The organism is Chitinophaga eiseniae, assembly GCF_012641265.1.
Classification (GTDB): Bacteria; Bacteroidota; Bacteroidia; order Chitinophagales; family Chitinophagaceae; genus Chitinophaga; species Chitinophaga eiseniae_A.
The window spans coordinates 961,732-982,332 of the sequence record NZ_JABAHZ010000002.1 but is presented as its reverse complement, the minus strand read 5'-3'; the positions used below and the strand labels follow the sequence as shown (position 1 = coordinate 982,332).

22 protein-coding genes are annotated in these 20,601 nt (G+C 45.9%); 9 read left to right on the top strand and 13 right to left on the bottom strand.

The window, feature by feature from the left end:
• Positions 1-59: 59 nt before the first annotated feature.
• The 3 genes from HGH91_RS11695 to dtd are packed head-to-tail and all read right to left on the bottom strand — an operon-like array spanning position 60 to position 1,864.
• Complete coding sequence (locus tag HGH91_RS11695; protein ID WP_168738609.1) at positions 60-1,001, bottom strand: YihY/virulence factor BrkB family protein; 942 nt, start codon at positions 999-1,001, stop codon at positions 60-62.
• 41 nt (positions 1,002-1,042) lie between these two features.
• Positions 1,043-1,372, bottom strand: a complete 330-nt coding sequence (locus HGH91_RS11690; RefSeq protein ID WP_168738608.1) for a nucleotide pyrophosphohydrolase — start codon at positions 1,370-1,372, stop codon at positions 1,043-1,045.
• Positions 1,373-1,411: 39 nt separating this feature from the next.
• Positions 1,412-1,864: a D-aminoacyl-tRNA deacylase gene (dtd, locus tag HGH91_RS11685; protein ID WP_168738607.1), complete on the bottom strand. Its 453-nt coding sequence runs from the start codon at positions 1,862-1,864 to the stop codon at positions 1,412-1,414.
• A gap of 95 nt (positions 1,865-1,959) precedes the next feature.
• Here dtd and HGH91_RS11680 point away from each other — a divergent pair, with 95 nt between their 5' ends.
• The 3 genes from HGH91_RS11680 to HGH91_RS11670 all read left to right on the top strand — a co-directional run bounded on the left by HGH91_RS11680 (position 1,960) and on the right by HGH91_RS11670 (position 4,588).
• Positions 1,960-2,421 carry a hypothetical protein gene (locus tag HGH91_RS11680; RefSeq protein WP_168738606.1) on the top strand — a complete coding sequence of 154 codons (462 nt, stop codon included), beginning with the start codon at positions 1,960-1,962 and terminating at the stop codon, positions 2,419-2,421.
• 162 nt (positions 2,422-2,583) lie between these two features.
• Positions 2,584-2,982, top strand: coding sequence for an alternative ribosome rescue aminoacyl-tRNA hydrolase ArfB (gene arfB / locus HGH91_RS11675; RefSeq protein WP_145663011.1), 399 nt, complete (start codon positions 2,584-2,586; stop codon positions 2,980-2,982).
• Positions 2,983-3,052: 70 nt separating this feature from the next.
• Positions 3,053-4,588, top strand: coding sequence for a polysaccharide biosynthesis C-terminal domain-containing protein (locus HGH91_RS11670; RefSeq protein ID WP_168738605.1), 1,536 nt, complete (start codon positions 3,053-3,055; stop codon positions 4,586-4,588).
• Between the two features lies 1 nt (position 4,589).
• Here HGH91_RS11670 and HGH91_RS11665 read toward each other — a convergent pair whose 3' ends face one another.
• Positions 4,590-5,231 (bottom strand): MBL fold metallo-hydrolase, encoded by a 642-nt coding sequence (locus HGH91_RS11665; protein ID WP_168738604.1) that lies wholly within the window; start codon positions 5,229-5,231, stop codon positions 4,590-4,592.
• 61 nt (positions 5,232-5,292) lie between these two features.
• On the opposite strand from HGH91_RS11665, the gene HGH91_RS11660 reads away from it, so the two are divergent.
• Positions 5,293-8,721: a hypothetical protein gene (locus tag HGH91_RS11660; protein WP_168738603.1), complete on the top strand. Its 3,429-nt coding sequence runs from the start codon at positions 5,293-5,295 to the stop codon at positions 8,719-8,721.
• Positions 8,722-8,799: 78 nt separating this feature from the next.
• On the opposite strand, the gene HGH91_RS11655 is transcribed toward HGH91_RS11660, so the two are convergent.
• From HGH91_RS11655 to HGH91_RS11635, 5 genes are read right to left on the bottom strand one after another with little or no spacing between them, the layout of a single operon-like run.
• Positions 8,800-9,471, bottom strand: a complete 672-nt coding sequence (locus HGH91_RS11655) for a DUF1361 domain-containing protein (protein WP_168738602.1) — start codon at positions 9,469-9,471, stop codon at positions 8,800-8,802.
• Between the two features lie 17 nt (positions 9,472-9,488).
• The gene (locus HGH91_RS11650; RefSeq protein WP_168738601.1) at positions 9,489-9,851 is read right to left on the bottom strand and encodes a diacylglycerol kinase family protein; all 363 of its coding nucleotides are present in this window, start codon (positions 9,849-9,851) and stop codon (positions 9,489-9,491) included.
• 8 nt (positions 9,852-9,859) lie between these two features.
• Positions 9,860-11,185 (bottom strand): cell envelope integrity protein CreD, encoded by a 1,326-nt coding sequence (creD, locus tag HGH91_RS11645; RefSeq protein ID WP_168738600.1) that lies wholly within the window; start codon positions 11,183-11,185, stop codon positions 9,860-9,862.
• Positions 11,186-11,237: 52 nt separating this feature from the next.
• Positions 11,238-11,534 carry a winged helix-turn-helix domain-containing protein gene (locus HGH91_RS11640; RefSeq protein WP_145662984.1) on the bottom strand — a complete coding sequence of 99 codons (297 nt, stop codon included), beginning with the start codon at positions 11,532-11,534 and terminating at the stop codon, positions 11,238-11,240.
• A gap of 8 nt (positions 11,535-11,542) precedes the next feature.
• Positions 11,543-12,181: a hypothetical protein gene (locus HGH91_RS11635; RefSeq protein ID WP_168738599.1), complete on the bottom strand. Its 639-nt coding sequence runs from the start codon at positions 12,179-12,181 to the stop codon at positions 11,543-11,545.
• A gap of 134 nt (positions 12,182-12,315) precedes the next feature.
• On the opposite strand from HGH91_RS11635, the gene HGH91_RS11630 reads away from it, so the two are divergent.
• On the top strand, positions 12,316-14,823 hold the full coding sequence (locus tag HGH91_RS11630) for a DUF5686 family protein (RefSeq protein WP_168738598.1): 2,508 nt from the start codon (positions 12,316-12,318) through the stop codon (positions 14,821-14,823).
• Between the two features lie 10 nt (positions 14,824-14,833).
• Entirely contained in the window at positions 14,834-15,226 is a 393-nt protein-coding gene (locus HGH91_RS11625; protein WP_168738597.1) for a hypothetical protein, read from the top strand.
• 76 nt (positions 15,227-15,302) lie between these two features.
• Here the strand turns inward: HGH91_RS11625 and HGH91_RS11620 are convergent, their stop codons facing one another.
• Positions 15,303-16,484, bottom strand: a complete 1,182-nt coding sequence (locus HGH91_RS11620; RefSeq protein ID WP_168738596.1) for an aspartate aminotransferase family protein — start codon at positions 16,482-16,484, stop codon at positions 15,303-15,305.
• 91 nt (positions 16,485-16,575) lie between these two features.
• Between HGH91_RS11620 and HGH91_RS11615 the strand changes: the two genes are divergently transcribed.
• The 3 genes from HGH91_RS11615 to HGH91_RS11605 are packed head-to-tail and all read left to right on the top strand — an operon-like array spanning position 16,576 to position 17,469.
• The gene (locus HGH91_RS11615) at positions 16,576-17,109 is read left to right on the top strand and encodes a gamma carbonic anhydrase family protein (protein WP_168738595.1); all 534 of its coding nucleotides are present in this window, start codon (positions 16,576-16,578) and stop codon (positions 17,107-17,109) included.
• A 50-nt stretch (positions 17,110-17,159) separates the two neighbouring features.
• Positions 17,160-17,312, top strand: coding sequence for a hypothetical protein (locus tag HGH91_RS11610; protein WP_168738594.1), 153 nt, complete (start codon positions 17,160-17,162; stop codon positions 17,310-17,312).
• 10 nt (positions 17,313-17,322) lie between these two features.
• The gene (locus tag HGH91_RS11605) at positions 17,323-17,469 is read left to right on the top strand and encodes a hypothetical protein (RefSeq protein WP_168738593.1); all 147 of its coding nucleotides are present in this window, start codon (positions 17,323-17,325) and stop codon (positions 17,467-17,469) included.
• A gap of 10 nt (positions 17,470-17,479) precedes the next feature.
• Here the strand turns inward: HGH91_RS11605 and rsgA are convergent, their stop codons facing one another.
• From rsgA to HGH91_RS11590, 3 genes are all read right to left on the bottom strand, one after another.
• Complete coding sequence (gene rsgA / locus HGH91_RS11600; protein WP_168738592.1) at positions 17,480-18,415, bottom strand: ribosome small subunit-dependent GTPase A; 936 nt, start codon at positions 18,413-18,415, stop codon at positions 17,480-17,482.
• A 121-nt stretch (positions 18,416-18,536) separates the two neighbouring features.
• On the bottom strand, positions 18,537-19,547 hold the full coding sequence (locus tag HGH91_RS11595) for a vWA domain-containing protein (RefSeq protein ID WP_211092265.1): 1,011 nt from the start codon (positions 19,545-19,547) through the stop codon (positions 18,537-18,539).
• Between the two features lie 29 nt (positions 19,548-19,576).
• Positions 19,577-20,578, bottom strand: a complete 1,002-nt coding sequence (locus HGH91_RS11590) for a BatD family protein (RefSeq protein ID WP_168738591.1) — start codon at positions 20,576-20,578, stop codon at positions 19,577-19,579.
• Between the last annotated feature and the right edge of the window lie 23 nt (positions 20,579-20,601).

Here is a 20,601-nt window from a genome sequence, read left to right as displayed (position 1 = left end):
ATTTTGAAAATACGTATGCGATTATTAAATAACTTATAAAGAGATGGCCAGCAAATAATCTATCCTTCTTCTACGCTTGTAGGCTCATGGGGAATTTCTATTTGCTTGATCCAGACCGCATATTCATTAGGGTATATCTGGGCGCCGAAATACTGTACATATACACGGGTAAACACTGCGCCAAAATACAGGATGGCAGCAGAATAGTATACCCATAACAAGATGATCACAATAGAGCCGGCTGCTCCGTAGGTAGAGCTTACCCTGCTGGCGCCGAGGTAATATCCGATCGCGAATTTACCCAGCATAAACAGGATGGCCGTGGCAATAGCCCCCACCCGTACATCTTTCCATTTGATGCGGGCATCGGGCAGCACCTTAAAAATGATAGCAAAAAGCGTGGTGATAACGAGAAAAGGTACCACAAAATCGGCCAGGGAAAAGAGGATACCGGAGGTTACCTTTCCCGGCAATAGCCGTACCACCAGCGAAGAAAACAGCTCTACCAGGCCATTTACCGCCAACGATACCAGCAGGATAAAGCCCATGCTGACTACCAGGGAAAAGGAGAGGAGCCGGTTCAGGATCATCCGCAGCAACCCATTTTTTTTAGGCTTTGATTTCAGTCGCCAGATATAGTTAATAGAATCCTGGATTTCCGCGAAAACACCGGTAGCGCCGATCACCAGGGTTACAAATCCCACGATGGTGGCCCAGCTCATATCGCCGGAAAGCGACGCATTTTTAATCATCGCCTGTATTTGCAGGGCAGCGTCACTGCCTACCAGTCCGCGTATTTGCCCATAAATATTGCCTTCTATGGCATCCCTCCCGAGGAAGAGATCGCATAAAAAGATGATAATAATGAGCATGGGGGCTACCGAAAAGATGGTATAGTAAGCCAGTGCTGCGCTGAGTTTAAGTACTTTATCGTCTATAAAGTCACTACCAGACTGCTTTAGCACGTGCCAGATAATTTTCAGCCTACTCTGTTTTTGCATTACAGTAGTTTTTTAGAAGCCAGGTACAAAAAGTGTGCAGGCTATGACTTCAGTTTAGGGTTATTATGGTGCCTTTGCGCATCACGGATATTTTTCTTCTCGAAATTCTTTTCCAGGGCTACGGTCATGTCAATGCCGGTTTGATTGGCGATACAGAGCAATACCCACATCACGTCCGCCAGTTCGTCGGCCAGCAGCATTTTATTATCCGTTTCTTTTGATGACTGATCACCATATTTGCGGGCCATGATGCGGGCCACTTCTCCCACTTCTTCTGTAAGTATGGCCATGTTGGTAAGTTCGCTGAAGTAACGAACACCGGTGGTGTTGATCCAGCTATCAATTTTTTCCTGGGCTTCCTGAATGGTCATGGATTGAATTTTATTTATTAAAGATAACGGATTGAACTTTTATTCCCGGTTATGTGAATCAATAATAATGGTAACAGGGCCATCATTGAGCAGCGACACTTTCATATCTGCTCCGAAAATGCCCCGCTGGATGGTAGTCCCCAAATCATGTTCCAATTGCGCGATCATTTTTTCGTACAATGGTATGGCCACGTCTGGCTTACTGGCACGTATATACGAAGGGCGGTTGCCTTTCTTGGTAGAAGCATGTAAGGTAAACTGGCTCACCAGGAGTATATCCCCATGTATATCTTTTATGGATACATTCATCACCCCGTTGTCGTCGCTGAATATGCGGAGGTTAACGATTTTACTGCTCAGCCACTGGATATCTTCCAGCGTGTCGGCATCTTCTATTCCCAGCAATACCAGCAGGCCTTGCTGAATTTGCCCGGTTACCGCTTCCTCTACCGTAACAGATGCCGCACTGACGCGTTGTATAACTACCCTCATGGATTCTTTTTTAGCGACGGAAAATTAAGCAAATCGTTTAAATCTGTAACATCTTGCGGGGAACAAACGTTTTAACGGAACCAAAATCATTACGCATGACCCGTATCTGTACTATGCTTATCTTGAGCGTTGCCCTTCTTACTGCCTGTAGCCTTTCTAAAGATAAAGGCCCCTGCGATGGGATCATATGTGACAACGGCCCGCTAACCTTTTATTTTAAACTGGTAGATCCTGATACCGGGCATGACCTGGTTTATGGAGACAATGCCAAGATACCGCTGGATAGCGTGAAAAATCACGCGATGGATACCTCGGTGCGGGTAAGACAGGTGATTGACCCGGTTCGTAAACGCGCCTATATGATTTTCATGATGACAGGCGGACCGCAGTCGTTACGTGTTGGCACGCCCGGTAAGGCAATACAGTACAAAGTTGACGTAAAAACGAAATCGGCCGGCTGCTGTGGAGAGCTGGTGAATAACGTGTTACTGAATGACAATCCAGCGCCAATTACCAAAGACTCCACAGGTGTTTACCTGATCCCCTGCAAGCTATAATTTACTGAAATAAACGAACACAGGTGGCTAACCACTTCCGCCACCTGTTACTTTCTGTAGTCCCATCTGCCCCGCTCTCTTCATAAAAAGAACGGCATCTTCTCCGTAGTTTTAATAAATTGCCTTTCCTAAGCAATTTTTTATATTATAAAATAAATTAAAATGAATATTAATGTGACCACTGAAATCACGTTTCGCACAGCCCGCAGCGGTGGTAGCGGAGGGCAAAATGTGAATAAGGTGGAAACGATGGTAGAGGGCTATTTCAATATCATGGCATCTGCCTTGTTAACCGAAGAGCAAAAAACCGTGCTGACAGAGAAGCTGGCCAACCGTATCAACGCAGAGGGGCTGCTCCAGGTGAAGTCGCAAACAGCGCGTACCCAGCTGGGGAATAAGCAGGAGGTGATTGCCAAAATGAATGACATCATCAATAAAGCATTGATTCCCCGCAAGAAACGGGTACCTACCCGCCCATCCAAAGCCGCCCGGGAGAAAAGAATAGCGTCTAAAAAACGGTTATCAGAGAAAAAACAGCAGCGCCGGGGCGGGTATGAATAACCGGCTGGAGATCCGGGAATGGAATATTTCCTGACACGTAATTCGTAATTTGCATCAAAATTTCTGGGAATTGAGTATCAAGAAACTGGCAGGACAAACCGTGTTTTATGGGCTGAGTAATATTGTGAGCAAGCTGCTCAACTATTTCCTTACTCCCTTTTATCTGACTATCCTGACCCATGCTTCATTTGGGGAGATGTCGAACGTATATGCCTATATCCCGTTTGCTAATATTGTCCTGACATATGGTATGGAAACGGCCTTTTTCCGTTTTGCCAAACAAGAGAATAAGTCGCATGTACTGGGCACCTCCACGATTTCGCTGCTCTGTTCTACCTTCATTATTACACTGATACTGTTATTCCTGCGATCGCCCATTATTAATTCCTACGCCGGGGAGCTGGCGGGACTTAACGGGCATCCTACGTTTTATACCTATATCGTCATGGTAATGGCCATTGATACGCTCACAGCCATTCCCTACGCCCAGTTGCGCCTGGAAGGCAGGCCGGTAAAATATGCCGCTATTCGTATAGCCGGTATTGTTACCACCATCTTTTTCAATGTATTTTTCCTGGTAATATGCCCTAAATTATATGCCTCCGGCGCGCACTGGTTGCCCGATGTACAGGGCGGCAGCGCTCAAACCGGCTATATTTACCTGAGTGGTATGCTGGGCAGTGCCATTACCCTGGTACTTTTCCTGCCCCAGATACGGAAAATAGAGTGGAAGTTTGATATGGGCCTGTGGAAGCAGATGATGCATTACGCCGTTCCCCTCATCATAGTGGGGATGGCCGGCATGGTGAACGAAACCTTTGACAGAGCCTGGTTTTTACCCCAGTTTTTGCCTGGCAATGACATGGAAGCCAAAAAAGAGATTATTGCCCTGTATAGCGCCAACTATAAACTGGCCATATTGATTACCATGTTCATACAGGCGTTCCGGTTAGGGGCCGAGCCTTTCTTCTTTAAACAGGCCGAAAGTGGAGATCCCCGGAAAATTTACGCCCGTATTATGAAGCTGTTTGTTATCATGCTCTGCTTCATGTTCCTGTTTGTAAGTCTTTACCTGAGTATCTGGAAAGCCTTCCTCCGTACGCCTTTCTACTACCAGGGCATGCGCATTGTGCCGGTTTTACTGCTGGCCAATATGTTCCTGGGAATATATTATAACCTCACCATCTGGTTTAAGCTCACCGACCGGACAAAAACCGGTGCTGTGATTACCATTATCACCGCTGTACTGGCGTTTATGCTCAATTATTGGTGGATACCGGTGATGGGCTATTATGGCGCCGCGCTGGCAACGATGGTATGTTATTTTGTGCAGATGGTAGTGTGCTATGTATGGGGGCAGCGGTATTATCCTATTCCATACCATCTCCCTAAACTGGTTACCTATGTAGGATTAGCTATCCTTACCTACTATGTATTCAGCTGGCTGAATATGCGGGTGTTATCTCCCGCAGATATCTATGCTGTCAAACCCCTTCCTCTCGCAGTGGCTACTGCTTTATTTGCAGGATATGCCTGGTTTATTTTCCGTATGGAGAAGAAGGAGTTTGCCCGTTTCCCGGTAATTGGCAAATACATTAAAGTATAGGCTAGCCTACCAGGAACGGATTATGTTTCTTTTCAAAACCGATGGTGGTAGAAGGCCCATGACCCGGGAATACCCTTATCTCATCCGGCAATACGAATAATTTTTCACGGATGCTTTGTAACAGCACCTGGTGGTTGCCCCCAGGCAGGTCGGTCCGGCCAATGCTCTGGAAAAACAATACATCGCCTCCGATCACGAACTGCTGGCTGGGGCAATAGAAAGACACGCTGCCCGGAGAGTGGCCAGGAGTAAACAATACGGTGATTTCATCGGTACCGAAAAGGATCTTTTCTCCTTCAACCAGGTAACGGCCGGCCTGGGGGGAAGGCTCAAACGGGATGTTGTACATGGCGCCTGCCCGCTGGGAATTATCCAGGATGGGTTGCTCCAGCTCGTGAAACTCCGGGCGGAGTTTATACGTGTCCGATACCAGCTTATTTCCGAATATATGATCAAAGTGGCAGTGTGTATTCAATAATCTTATAACATTTAAGCCATGCGTTTGTATATATTGTAATAATTCTTTTCTTTCGTCCTGAAAATAACATCCGGGGTCTATAATTATACATTCCTTTTTACCGTTAATAAGCAGGAAGGTGTTCTCTTGCAGTGGTCCGAAAGTGAATTGTTGTATTTCAATCATTGCTACCCGATTTTTTTAGGCTAATTTTAAAACAGATCACAATATTATCAATACTTTCTGTATGAACAGATTTATTACCCGGTTATTATTCCACGGTACCCTATTACTTGGAACAATAGTATCGCAAGCTCAGACTAATACAGTAGAATTCGGCCAAAATCGAGTGCAGTTCAAGAACTTTAAGTGGAGATACTATCAAAGCAGGCATTTCAACACTTATTTCAGCCAGAATGGGCTGGAGCTAGGTAAGTATGCCGCCCAGGTAGCCGAAAAGGAATTACCCCAACTGGAGCAGTTCATGGAAACCAACCCCAGGCAGCGTATTAATATTGTGGTTTACAACTCTTTCGGGGAAATGAAGCAGTCCAATATCGGGATTGGTATTGAATGGCAAAATACAGGCGGGGTTACCAAACTGGTAGGTAATAAAATGATCGTGTATTTCGATGGCAACCATGAAAATCTCCGGCGCCAGATCCGGCAGGGAATTGCCCGCATTATGCTCGAAACCTTGTTATTTGGGGAAGATATTGGCGAATTTGCCGGAAATGCAGCCCTGATCGACTTCCCTAAATGGTTTACCGATGGATTTATTGGCTATGCCGCCGAAAATTGGACTGCCAAACAAGATGAAGACCTGAAGCTGATCCTCATGTCAGGTAAATACAGCAACTTCAACGCACTGGCCTACGACCACGCCCTGCTGGCCGGCCAGGCTTTCTGGTATTACGTGGAAAGCAAATATGGCAAAGATGCCGTTCCTTACCTGATGTATATTACCCGTATCAATCGGGGACTCAAGAAAGGTTTTGAACAGGTACTGAACCAAACACCTAAAAAAGCTACCCAGGACTTCTTCGTATTTTTTCAGAAAAGATTCCAGGAAGATAACCGCAGAAGGAAAACTTCTGCCAAGGGCCGCACTATTGTAGCCCAGGAAATCACACCTAAAAAAGATTTTTACCGGTTCAATCCCAACCCGGTAAATACGTCCTATGCAGTAGTAGAGTTCAAAAAAGGCGTATACCGTGTAGAAATACAACAGGGCTGGAATAAACCCAAAGTATTGCTGAAGAGTGGCGTTATGCAGCTGGCCAACCAGGTAGATCCTAACTACCCGCAGATGGCCTGGAACACCAAAGGTAACCGCCTGGCCGTGATCTACGAGCATGAGGGCAAAACCAAGTTAATGGTGTACGACCTCATTACCCGCATCACTATACGCCAGGAACTCAACCAGTTCGACCGCGTCATCGACTTTAAATATATGCCGGTACAGGAAAATACCCTGTTACTGTCGGCCGTAAAAAATGGTCACACCGACATTTTCACCTATAGTATCAGCAATTCAAAAACAGAACAGATCACCAACGATGTATACGACGACCTGGATCCGGCCTTTGCCGCATTCCCTGGCAAAAGCGGTATCATTTACTCCTCCAACAGGCCTTCTCCTAAAGGCCGGGGTAGCGACACCTCGCTGATGAACCGTCCTTTCAATATCTTCATGGTGGATAACTGGAACAGAAGCGCCGATAAACAAATTACCCAATTGACCGATCTGCAGTATGGCAACGCCAGGCTGCCTATGCAATACAATACCACGCACTTCACCTTTGTATCCGATGCCAACGGTATCCGTAACCGTTATGCCGGCTTCTTTAAATCCCAGGCCGCAGGCGTTGACTCTCTGTTTTATGTAGGCTCCGAAATCCTTCATAATCCTGAGCCGGAAGAACTGGACTCTGCATTGGCTGCCTATGGCACTACCGCACCGGATTCTGTAGAAGCAGTCATGATTACCAAAGACTCCACCTACAGTTTCCCGATTTCCAATTACCCCTATGGTATCCAGGAATCACGCATTACCGGCGAAAAGGGAGAAGTATCGGAAGTAGTACAGTATGCCGATATCAAACGCCTGATGAAGCTGAAAGTAGACACCGTAGCGTTGAAGAAAAGAAATATCAATGCAAGACCTACCAACTTCCGGAGGTCCCAGATGCATGCTGATAGCCTGCGTTTAGGCTTTCCAACGTCGCAGGCGCCTACGAAAGATACCGGCTCACATCCTAACTTCTTCCAGAATGAATTTGCCAACGAACCGGCAGATACCACTGTAAAAGCCCCAACAGGCAATGAAACAGCCACCGGTGAGCCTTCCCTGTTTGGCAAACCCAAAGCCACGGCGGATGAGCCCATATTGAAGAAATCAAAACTCTTCCCGTATAAGTTCAAGTTTGCATCAGATTACCTGATCCTGCAACTGGATAACTCTGTGTTGATCAATAAATATCAGCCTTTCACCGGCCAACCCAGCGGACCTATTCGCCTGACCGACCCGGTAAACGGATTAATTCGTATAGGCGTAAGCGATTTATTTGAAGACCTGAAGTTTAACGGAGGGTTCCGTATTCCATCGTCCCTCCAGGGCTCTGAATACTTCTTCAGCACCAGCTATCTGAAAAAACGTTTTGACTATAAATTCACTTACTACCGTAAAGTAGATAAGAACAACGGCTTTGTTATTCAAGATCAGCAAGGCAACGACTCCGCCTTTGTACATACTAAAATGATTACCAACATTTACCAGGGTGAAGTAAGGTATCCTTTTGACCAGGTAAGAAGTATTCGCTTATCTGCCGGTATACGTACCGACAGGCTGGTGGTGCAGACTGAAAATAAGGAATCGGCCATGTCGCCCGACTTTAAAGAAACCTACGCGTTAGCGCGCCTGGAATATGTGTACGATAATACCATCAACCCGGCTATCAATATCTGGAATGGTACCCGTTATAAAATTTATGGAGAAACCAATGCCCAGCTGACCAACGGCGGTCTTAATGAATTATTTAATGGCAGCACCCCTGCTGGTAAGGGAAGGTTTACGTATAACATGGGCGTGGACATTCGCCATTATGAAAAGATTTACCGCAACTTTATCTGGGCTACCCGTTTTGCCATGGATATGTCGTGGGGTTCACGCAAGTTGCTGTATTACCTGGGTGGTGTAGACAACTGGTTAAATCCGCAGATCAATACCAGCAACAAGGTAAATACCAGCGCCAATTATGCGTATCAAACCCTGGCTGAGAACCTGCGTGGTTATAAGCAAAATGCCAGGAATGGTAATAATGTGATGTTGCTGAATACAGAATTGCGTTTGCCGGTATTTTCCACCTTCATCGACAAGCCCATTAACTCTGCTTTCCTGCGTAACTTCCAGGTAACTTCGTTTATAGATATAGGTACCGCCTGGAATGGAAAACTGTCGTTTAAAGACGCCAACTATGGCAACTATCCCAATAATGACGGCAGCGTAGTTACCCGGGTGAAAGAGGGTTTCCTCGGCCCCTTTGTAGGCGGTTATGGATTCGGCGCCCGTACCACCATTGCAGGTTATTTCCTCCGTGCAGATGCTGGCTGGCCGGCAGTGGCCTTCTTCAGAGGCAGCCCGATCTGGTACTTTGGAATGGGAGTAGACTTTTAAACCATCATACATCTTATTCATAAAAAAAGCTGCGGATATGATATCCGCAGCTTTTTTTATGAGGCTAACAGGAAGCTGTTAAACAGCTGGTTTCTTTACCAATGGATACATTAAACTCAGGAAAACGCCCATACATATGGTAAAGGCCCAGGCATGGCGATTTTCCCATGGATGCAGGAAAATATCCCTCATATCACCCAATAAAGTAAGGGGGTCTTTTACGATATCCCAGCTGTTATAGCGCAGGAAACGGCCAATATATACGCCCATGCCGCAAAGGAACATTACCGGAAAAGTAAACAACCAGGTAGGCCAGCGGGAATACCGTTCGCTCCACATCTTTTCCATGCTACGGATAGACATATACCCCAGCATCATGCCGTTCCAGGCAAAAGAAAAAATGACGAACAGGTCGAACCAGAGCGGCACGCCACCATCAAAAAGATGAAACAGGTCTGTTAATATGTAGGGCGCATTGGGAATAAACAGCAACCACACCATGAAACAGCCATACCAGTTATACCGGTTTTGAATTTGCTCCGGGTGTTTTTCCATCCAGCGGGTAACTGCAAAAGGCACATAGGCCAGAAACAGGTTCCAAACGAGGGAAGCTCTCAGGTAGCTACCGGAATGTATAATACGAAACAGGAGCAGCGCCAGGCTAAACAGGACAGAAGCATATAACGTATACTGCGACCGGGACCGGCCAATGCGGTATTGCAATAATCTGATTGTTCTTTTCAATTGCATATGGTTAAGTTTTATCATTAAAAGATATGAGGAATAAATATGACAGCCCCTATAATCGCAGCGGCGATGGCGGCCACCAGTACAGCGCCTGCAGCAACATCCTTAATGAATTTCACCTGGGGATGTAGTTGTGGCGAGAGGTGGTCCATCATTTTTTCCACTACTGTATTGAGCATTTCGGTTGTCCATACCAACGCTATCGATAATATGGTCCATATCCATTCCGGCGCTGTGATCCTATACCAGCAAGCGGCTGCCACTACCACAATGGTAGCCAGTACATGAATGCGTGCGTGTGGCTCACTGCGAACAAAAGCAACAATACCGTTCCATGCATATCCGAAGCTGGCGATCCGTTTGCTGATATAAGAATTTTCCATATTTCGTTTTATTGTTTATCTGCGATTGTTCTTTGTCCTAACTTGTCCCATTTAATAGTGGTACTGAAGTACATAATCAAAGCGAGGATGACAAAGAGTCCTAAGCTACCCATTAACAATGCCTGATCTTCTGCACTGATAATCACATAAATAAATCCATAGAGCAGGGCCAGGGCACCACCTATGCCTGCAGCAATACGGGTGCTTTTGAATGCAGCTGCCGTATATGCAATAATCAGACCTATAGTAAGTATGCTGGTAATGATATATGCTATCATAAAGTTAATTTGTTCTGAAATAGATATGAGCAGGGTATAAAAAATACAAAGGGCTAATCCTATGAGGAAATATTGCAATGGATGAAGGGCGCGGCGCTGTGACAATTCAATAAAATAGAAGACAAAGAAGGTTAGCCCAATGATCAATGCGGCGTATTTCACCGCCCGCATTGACTTCTGGTAGCTTTCGGCCGGCAGGAAGAGTTTAATACCAAAATCGGCCGAGTGGATGTTGAATTTTTTGCCTTCCCAGCACTGGGGATAACTGCGGTTCAGGTGCTGTACCTGCCAGGTGGCGGCAAATCCTTTGTCATCCACCCGCCGGGTTTGGGGTGGGAAAGCCTCATCGAAACTGGGGTTGGTCCAGCTGGAATTGATCCCTACCTGGGTTGTTTTACCTACGGGAGAGAAACTAATCCTGCCGGAACCCTTTATGCCCAGTTCCAGGGAGAAGCTGCCATTTAATGCACTGGTATCTGCGAGGTTAATAGACACAGGTGATTGAATGCCGCTATCAAACAGGTCGGTGCTGGTTACCCCCGGGTTAAACAGGTAGGATTTTCCATTCCATTTCATTTGTACCTGGTTTCCAATGCCGTGTAAATCGCTGACGCCAATGAGCAACGATGCATGTTCCCAATCTAAGGCGGAAGGAGAGACTTGCAGTGATGACAATACATCCCTGCTAAAAGTGCCGCTCAACTGGAGTTTAGCGTTATATACGGCTACATTGAAAATACCCCGTTGCAATTTTTCCGGGAGTAATTCCCCGTTGATCTTAAGACTTTCGGGCAACAGGTACACATAGGCAGGTGGGTTTGAAGCATCGGCCTTGTAGGGGATGGCCAGCACCGGGCCGGTGATATTTTGTTCACTTCCCCAGCGCTCACTCACTTCTTTGGTGGCTTCCTCCTGGCGGTCGCGGCGCTCCCATATAAGGGACTGTATCATTGCTGTGGGAATTAATAGCACCAGCAGGAGTACCACAATGATAATGCCTTTGATGGCGTAGGCATAACGCTCGATGAATGTAGGTTCATGTGTTGAGGATTCCATATCAGTAGATTTAAAAGTACTTTGTATTTCAAAGTAAAAGGGCAAAAAAAATTTATTTAGTGAATTTGATCATATGTTCCAGGGCTGCGAGGTGGCCTTTGAAGGCTTTTTCCCCGGCTGCCGTGATAGCGTAGGTAGTATTGGTTTTACGGCCAATAAACCCCTTATGCACCTTCAAATAGCCATTTTCTTCCAGGGTATTGAGGTGGGAGGCCAGGTTGCCATCCGTGACTTCCAGCATTTGTTTGAGGTCATTGAAATTTACTTCCTCATTCACCATCAATACGCTCATAACGCCAAGGCGTATACGGCTTTCGAATATCTTATTTAAGTTACCTATCGGGTTCATGCTATTGATTAAATAGTCCTTTTCCGTTCATATTTCCACCACATCAATGCCCCATAAATGATGTGCAGCAGTCCAAAACCTACTGCCCAAAAGTAAAGGCCTTTCCTCAAAAAGAAAAGATTAAGTATACCCAATATCGTTTCACAAACACCCAGGTATCGTACATCCGGCAACGTATACTTACTGGCATTAATAATAGCCAGCCCGTAAAACACCAGGCAGGTAGGCGCTACCAATACTTCCAGGTTATTATATAAAAGACCGGCAATAAACGCACCGCCTGCGCCCAGCGGAATAGCGATGTTTATCAACACCTTACGCGCCGTCAGGTCCCATATCGACAAATTATTCTGCCGGGCTTTACGCCAGGTAAAGAAAGTACCCCCTACCAGCGCCGCTGCCAATACCCCCGCCCCCAATGCCAGCAACCGGAATTTAAGCAACTGGAAATCGGTATTGCTATGCACGCCTGTAACATTCCACTGCTGATAGTACTCATCCAGCCAGATTTTGGCTATAAAAGCCCCAATTAATCCACTGATACCGGCGGTAATGCCACTTAATCCACTCAGCGAAATGAAACGGCTGCTCCGCTCCATCATTCGCTTAATATCTGTTAATGCCTGCAGATGTTGTTGGTCTGTCATACAAAAAAGTACTTTGCGTTACAAAGTTAGAAGAAAAACTTTATTCTCAAAATATATTTTTTTCACATACCGACGTTACCTGGAGGATAGTAACTATCAGGATTCGCGATAAATAGTATAATATTGTTGTAGATATGATTGGCTGGAAAAGAATATTAGCAATAATTATTGGCGTAAGCGTTTGGAGTTCAGGCTTGATGGCGCAACAGCATAAAGTAAGTGGGGTAGTAAGAGACGCGCATTCACAGGAAATCATTCCCTTCGCTACGCTGCAATTCGTACATACCCAAACGGGTATGGTTAGTAATGCGGAAGGTAAGTACCTTTTCGAATTGAATGTTATCCCATCAGATTCAATACTGGTAAGGGTAATGGGCTACAACATCCTCAAAATTCCGGTCAACCGTGAATTGAAGGAACAAACCATCAATTTCGATATTACCCGCTCCGATGTTTCCCTTAAAACATATGAAGTAAAAGCCAACGTAAATTTTGCCCTCATTCTCCTCCGGCAAATCGTTAAACATAAACCCGAAAATAACTACAACCGACTCAATAGCTACCGCTACGAAGTGTATAATAAACTGGAGCTGGACATGAAAAATCTCAACAAAGAAAAGTTGGGAAAAAACCGCTTCACTAAACCCTTCGCCTTTATACTCGACAATATCGACAGCACCTCGGAAGATAAACCCTTTTTACCCATCTTCCTTACCGAATCACTGTCTGATTACTACTTCCAGTCAAGCCCCCGCAAAACCAAGGAAATTATCCGCGCTGCCCGCACTTCGGGTATCGATAACGAAAGCGTTACCAAATTCCTGGGAGGAATGTACCAGAACGTTAATATATACGACAACTTCATCCCTGTTTTCGATAAACAATTTGTAAGCCCCATCCACCATAATGGCGCATTTTACTACGATTACTCCATTGCAGACACCCAATACATCAGCGGGCAACGGTTCATCAAACTAAACTTTACGCCTAAACGAAAAGGAGAGAATACTTTTATCGGCGACCTCTGGGTACATGATACTACTTACGCCGTACAGAAAACAACCCTGTCGGTACCCCGCGATGCCAACATTAACTTCGTACACAAAATAAGCATGGTGCAGGAATTCCGCCAGCTGGCCGACAGCTCCTGGTTCCTGTATAAAGATAAATTTATAGCCGACTTCTGGGCGCCCAGTCCCAAACCCGGAAGAACACTGGATTTCATAGGCCGCAAAACAACAACCTATGATAACGTAATTACGAATGATACTGCTGCGACCAACATCTTCAATAACAAAAAATATCCTGAAAATGTAATAGTACAGGATAGCGCCCGTAACCGGAAAGACTCCTTCTGGATCAACAACCGGCCAGAAGATCTCAGCAAAAATGAAGAAAGCATTTATAAAATGGTGGATACCCTCCAGAAAATGCCACTTTTTAGAACCTATTCCAATACCATCCGCTTCCTCGCTACCGGCTATAAACCGCTCGGACCCATAGAATGGGGCCCTTACTACTACCTGTTTTCCCAAAACAGGCTGGAAGGATTCCGCCTGCGGCTCGACCTCGGTACTACTCCCAAATTCAATAAAGACCTGTACCTCTACGGATACCTGGCCTATGGCTTCAAAGACCAGGTGTATAAAGGGAAAATGTCGGCGCTCTGGCTGTTGAAAAGACATCCACGCACCTACCTGTATGCCGCCTATACCCGCGACCTCGATAATGGTACCCATTATTATGATGAAGTAGGCACCGACAACATATTTACCCTCGCTATCCGTAAAGGAGGCGTACCACAAAAGTTTTTAATGGTCGATGAAAAGCGGGTAGAATTCTTCAAGGAATATTACAGCGGATTTTCTCACCAGATATCCTTATCTCACAAGCGGGTAAGGCCTTTTGATCCGTTACCTACTACTGCTTTTTATCCGAAAGACCCCAATGGCCGCGATCCGCTGACCAATATGGAAATAGAAGTAAAATTCCGTTATGCCTTCCATGAACAATTCCTCGAAGGGAATTACTATCGTATCAGCCTGGGCAGTAAATTCCCTATTGCCGAAATGAAGTTTGCTGCCGGCATCCCGGGCATCGCCAACAGCGGACAAAAATATGAACGCCTGTCGCTCAGTGTATCCGACTACGTAAAACTTCCGCCGTTTGGCTCGTTTTACTACAACGTATTTGCCGGTAAAATTTTCGGCACCGTACCCTATACTTCCCTCGAAGTACACCCCGGTAACGAAATTTACTATTACAATAAATACGCGTTTAACATGATGAACCGCTTCGAGTTCATCAGCGACCAATACGTAGGCTTCAACGTAGAACATACCATCGGTAATGGTATCTTCGGCTATATTCCTTTAATTAAAAAACTGAAATGGCGCCAGTTCTGGACCGCCAAAGGCGTAATAGGTTCTTTATCGGACTCCAATAAACAATTAAACCTGAACAACGGTTTTGCATTTAAAACCTTACAGGGAAATCCTTACCTGGAGCTGGGAACAGGTATAGAAAATATCTTCAAATTTTTACGGGTAGACTTTATCTGGAGAGTAACACCGGATGTACTGCCAGGCGAATCCGCCAACAAACGTTTTGGCGTATTCGGTAGCTTCAAACTGCAATTTTAATCGCTGGCACATGAAAGATGTAACGCATACGCCACTGTTCGAATCTATGATGACCGGTGAAATAGATGGGCATCCTTACGATTTTCACAACGACTATCAATGCATCAAAATACACCTGAATGGCGCAGAGAAAAAATTACAGCTACGCTTCATTAACGACGACTATAAAATCATCGTGGAATTTCACCAGGTAACCGTTACCAGCTTTGCGATCTCCCCGGAAAAAGCAGGCGAAACCGGTATCCTGGATCAGTTCTACCGGGGCCGGTTTAAATTCAATAACAACCTGCACGAAATATCTTCTTCCGGGAAATATTATTACTACCTGGCACTGCTGGAAAATGATACAATAGAGTTATTGGCCAAACGTGTTACTATGGCAATTAGTAGATTGAATTCATAACATGTAAGATTATACGTAGAAAAGGAACGCGGCAGGAACTATGTTCCTGCCGCGTTCCTTTTCTACAATCACAATATCATTGTTGTCCCGCCGCCTCGCAAATAACGGCGCAGGCCCATTTAATTTCTTCTTCTGTAATAATCAATGGCGGCGCAATACGCATACATTCTGCCGCAAAGAGGAACCAATCAGTCAATACTCCTTTTTCAATACAGTAGTCAATCACTTTTTTGTTCACAGCGAAGCTCTCAAATTCCACGGCAATCATTAGTCCCAGGGAGCGCACTGATTTGATGGCCGGATGTTGGAGGTGTTGCAAAAACACTTGTTCTTTTGCTTTCACGTCTTTTACCAGGTCCTGGTCCAGTAGCGCCTGGAAACCGGCGCGGCCAGCTGCACAATTCACCGGATGTCCGCCAAAGGTAGTAATATGGCCCAGTACAGGGTTGTTGGTGAGTGTCCACATGATATCGCGGGAGCTGATAAAGGCGCCTAATGGCATGCCTCCACCGAGCGCTTTCCCCAGCAATAATACATCCGGTACAATACCGAATTGCTCGAAGGCCCAGAGGGTTCCATTTCTCCCAAATCCGCATTGTATTTCATCTAATATCAGCAGGGCGCCAGTGGCAGTGCATCGCTCGCGAAGTGCGTGTAACCATTCCCGTTGTGGCGCATTTACCCCGCCTTCTGCCTGCACCGATTCAGCGATTACGGCGGCGGTGCGTTCGGTAATCAATGCCAGGGAATCGAAGTTATTATATTCGAGGTGCTGAATACCGGGTAATAACGGCCGATAGGCATTGCGCCAGTATTCATCGCCCAGGATACTTAGTGCGCCCTGGGTGGACCCATGATAGCTGCGGTTAAAAGCGGCGATCTCTGTTCGGCCGGTATAGCGTTTGGCTAGTTTCATGGCTCCTTCTACCGCTTCTGCACCTGAATTGGTGAAGTATACACAATTGAGCTGTGCAGGCAAATGCTGGGTGAGCAGGCTGGCAAAGGCCACCTGTGGCGATTGTACAAACTCGCCATATACCAGCAAATGCATATATTGTTGCGCTTGTTCCTGTATAGCCTTTACTACGGCCGGATGGCAGTGCCCTACATTACATACGCTGATACCGGCTATCAGGTCCAGGTAACGCTTACCGGCTGCATCCCACATGTACATACCTTCAGCTTTCACAATCTCCAGGGCCAGGGGAGCATCCGACGTTTGTGCTACGTGCTGCAAAAAAAGTTGCCTGTTGTTCATATCACATTCTACGCTGTTCTTTGCGAAGTTAGAAAACAACTGCTAATTAGTAATTGTTATATTTGTAACAGAAGCATTAAAACACATCATTATGGCGTACATTATACCACTACGAGGCGTTACTCCTCAAATTGCAGACGATTGTTTCATTGCCCCCAATGCTACTATTGTAGGGGATGTAGTAATGGGTAAGGGTTGTACAGTTTGGTTCAACGCGGTTGTTCGTGGCGATGTAAACAGCATACGCCTCGGCGAAAACGTAAATGTGCAGGATGGCGCCGTGATCCACTGTACCTATGAAAAATCAAAAACGATCGTGGGTAATAATGTGTCTATTGGCCATAATGCCATCCTCCATGGATGTAAGATCGACGACGATGTACTGATTGGTATGGGTGCTATCGTAATGGACAATGCGCATGTAAGCAGCAACAGCATTATTGCTGCCGGCGCTGTAGTACTTGCCGGTACCCATGTAGAGCCAGGTTCTATCTACGCGGGCGTTCCTGCCAGGAAAGTAAAAGATATTGATATGGTGCTCATTAAAGGCGAAATCAACCGCATTTCCAAAAATTATAGCATGTATGCTTCCTGGTATGATGAAACAGCGGAAGTAAAACCATAACCCGCACATGTTATAGAAAAATATTATATTGCAGGTAAATAGATCCCCCTATGAAAACAATTCTGTGCCTGCTCCTATTGGGCAGCATCCTGTTTGCCAGCTGTTCATCTGAGAAAACAGGATGCCCCGCTTCCAACTACTACACGAAAGATATCAAGCAATCTAACCGCAAGGCGGGCAAACAAATGAGTCGTTTATTCTAAAAAATCACTCATGCAAAAGAAAGTTTGCCTGGTCTTGTTATTGGTTATTGCTTTACTGGCAGCCTGCCGTACACAAAAGAAAGGATGTCCGCAACCCCGCCGTAACTGGGGCGCCGAAAAAGTGCTGGATGAATTAGGGAAACCTAAACACCGATAGGTAACGTTGTCTAGTATTGGTCTTCCGTAATGGTTTCGAGGATAGTGGCATAGCTCACATACCGGTCGGCATCAATGTCGCCCTCTTCTACCGCTGCTTTTACCGCGCAGCCGGGCTCATTGATATGCAGGCAGTTGTTGAACTGGCATTGGGAAATATAAGGCTGCATTTCCAGGAAATAATGCGATAATTCTGTTTTGGGGATGTCTACTATGCCAAATTCCCGGACGCCTGGTGTGTCTATCAAACGGCCGCCAAAAGGCAGGTCGTACATTTCTGCGGAGGTGGTGGTATGTAACCCTTTACCACTCCAGCCGCTCACCGCTTTGGTTCTGAGGTCCAAACCCGGCATCAGTACATTGATCAACGATGATTTACCCACACCAGAATGACCAGCCATCAGGGTGGTTTTATCTTTCAGCAAGGCTCTCACTTCATCAATACCTTCGTCATTAGCAGCGGAGGTTAACAATATCTGGTAGCCAATGCTGTTATAGAGCGCTGCCAGTTCAGCAAATTTATCAGCTTCTTTCTCCCGGTAAATATCCTTTTTGTTAAACACCAGTATCACCGGGATATGATACGCCGCTGCGGTTACCAGGAAGCGGTCAATAAAGCCCTGCGAGGTACGTGGCTCCTTTACAGTGCATATCAGCATGGCCTGGTCCATATTGGCCGCTACAATATGCTTTTTGTTTTTCCCATGGGGAGAACTGCGTACAATATAATTCTTACGGGCGCCGATTCCTGTGATGATGGCATTTTTAGCATTGGCATCGCTATCGTCCGGGGCTATTTCCACGCTGTCGCCAACGGCAATCGGATTTGTAGAGGTAATGTCTTCATCTTTTTTGAAAACACCTCTCATCCTTGCCTGAAATGTTTCATCTGTGGCGGTTTTCACCACATACCAGCTACCTGTCGATTTATATACTGTTGCTTGCAATATTGTCTGTTATTGATTAGGAGTAACAAAGGTAGGGTATTCGCGGATAAAAGTTTGGGGAGATGGATAACGCCAGGCGTTATCCATCTCCCCAAATATCGTAACTGTTATACGAGCTGGTCTAAGGCAAGCTTTTAAACAGGCTATAGCGCAGTATTACTTCCAGTAATATACATGCCAGTGCTATCATGGCCAGGATAAAGAAATGCTCTGCAAATCGTTTGTAAGAGGTAATTTCTACCTTGGTTTTTTCCAGCTGGTCAATTTCATTATAGATGTTCTTCAAATCGGTGGTATTGGTAGCACGGAAGTATTTACCACCGGTTTCTTTCGAAATTTTCTTCATCAGCGGTTCGTCGATCTGTACATCCTGCATCACCATTTGCACGCTACCATCCGCCATAGGCATAGGAAATGGCGCTTTGCCTATTGTTCCTACCCCAATGGTGTATACCCTGATTTTAAATGCTTTGGATATTTCCAGTGCTGTCAGCGGGTCTATCAATCCTGTGTTGTTAACACCGTCTGTGAGCAGGATAATTACCTTGCTTTTAGCGTGACTGTTGCGCAGGCGGTCTACCGAAGTAGCCAATCCCATACCGATGGCCGTACCATCCTGCAACATGCCGCTTTTTACCTGCATAACCTGGTTTTTCAGCACGGCATGATCGGTGGTGATAGGGCATTGTGTAAAGCTTTCGCCGGAAAATACTACCAGCCCGATACGGTCGCTGATACGCTTGTCAACAAAGTCCATGGCCACTTTCTTGGCGGCCTCCATACGGTTAGGCTGCAGGTCTTCCGCCAGCATACTACCGGAAATATCTATCGCCATCACAATGTCAATCCCTTCACTGTCGATGCTTTCAGAAGTATTGGAAGTTTGCGGGCGTGCCAGCGCCACAATCAGAGCAATTACGGCCAGTATCCGCAGTGCCAGTAGCAAGGGTCTGAAACGCACCTTCCAGGATACCGGTAAGCCTTTTAATCCTTCAATGGAAGATACCATCATAACGCTCTGCCGGCCTTTGCGCCTGGCAAAATACCAGTATATCAGCACCGGTACCAGCAGCAACAGCCACAGGTAAACCGGATAGGCAAATTCAATATTTTTCCACGTTGAAAAATCCATCAATTTTCTAATTAAGATCCATTCTGGCTTTATGCTTGTTGTTTTTCGGCAGTAGTTCCGTCTTCCTCTGCAGCACCCGCTTTAGGCCTGGTCCATTCGAGGATTTCTTCCGCCTTCACCATACAATCCTCGTGTTCATCTGCCGTTGGCTGCAGTTTGGCAAACTTCGCCAGGTCGGCAATGGCCAGCAAACTACGCAGCTTATCCCGTTGCTGATTCAGCTTGGTAACCGGTTTAATATTCTGTAACAACTCCTCACTGGTTTGTTCCAGCGCGGCGATATTAAACTGGTGCTCAAAGTAAGTACGTAAAATATCTGTTAACCGGGTATAGTATTGTTTTACATCTCCCTGTTGCCATAGCTTTTCCTCTTTCAGTGTTTTCAGCTGCCGGGTGGCCAGTTCATACGGCGATATGGTAGGTGTATTTACCACCGGCACTTTCTCCGGTCTGGAACGGAAATACCATATCAGGCCACCCATGATCAATACAATACCAGCACCAATAGCAATGTACAACCAGTAATCCCAGATACTCCAGGGCACGGCCTGTACGGCTTTAATCGGTTTAAATGCTTTGGTGGTATCTACAGCTACTGTATTTACATCGATGCCGATGGGAAGGGTCACCGCAGAATCTGCCGCTGCATTGGCGCCGGTAATCACCTCAAACCTCATGGGAGGGATCTGCCAATGGCCTGAATCAAAACTGGTGAGGGTAACAGTCTGGTGTAGGGTATGGGTATGTACATCCTGACTGTTCACGGTATCCAGGGAAGTACGTGTTACTACTTCAAAATGATCGAGTGAGTCAGGTAATACCGGGAATATTATTTTAAAGTTGGGATCCTTAAACTGTGCAGGCGTCAGGGTGGCGGTCAGTTGCAGTTTGATCTGTTCACCTAGCCTGATGCTATTCGTGTCTGCTTTGGCAGCTACATCTACCGCCTGCTGTGCCAGCAAGCTGAAAGGATATAACAACCCCAGTAAGCAAGATAAAAATATACGCCTGATAACTTGTTGTTTATGCATGTTTAATTTGCTCTCCTTTATAA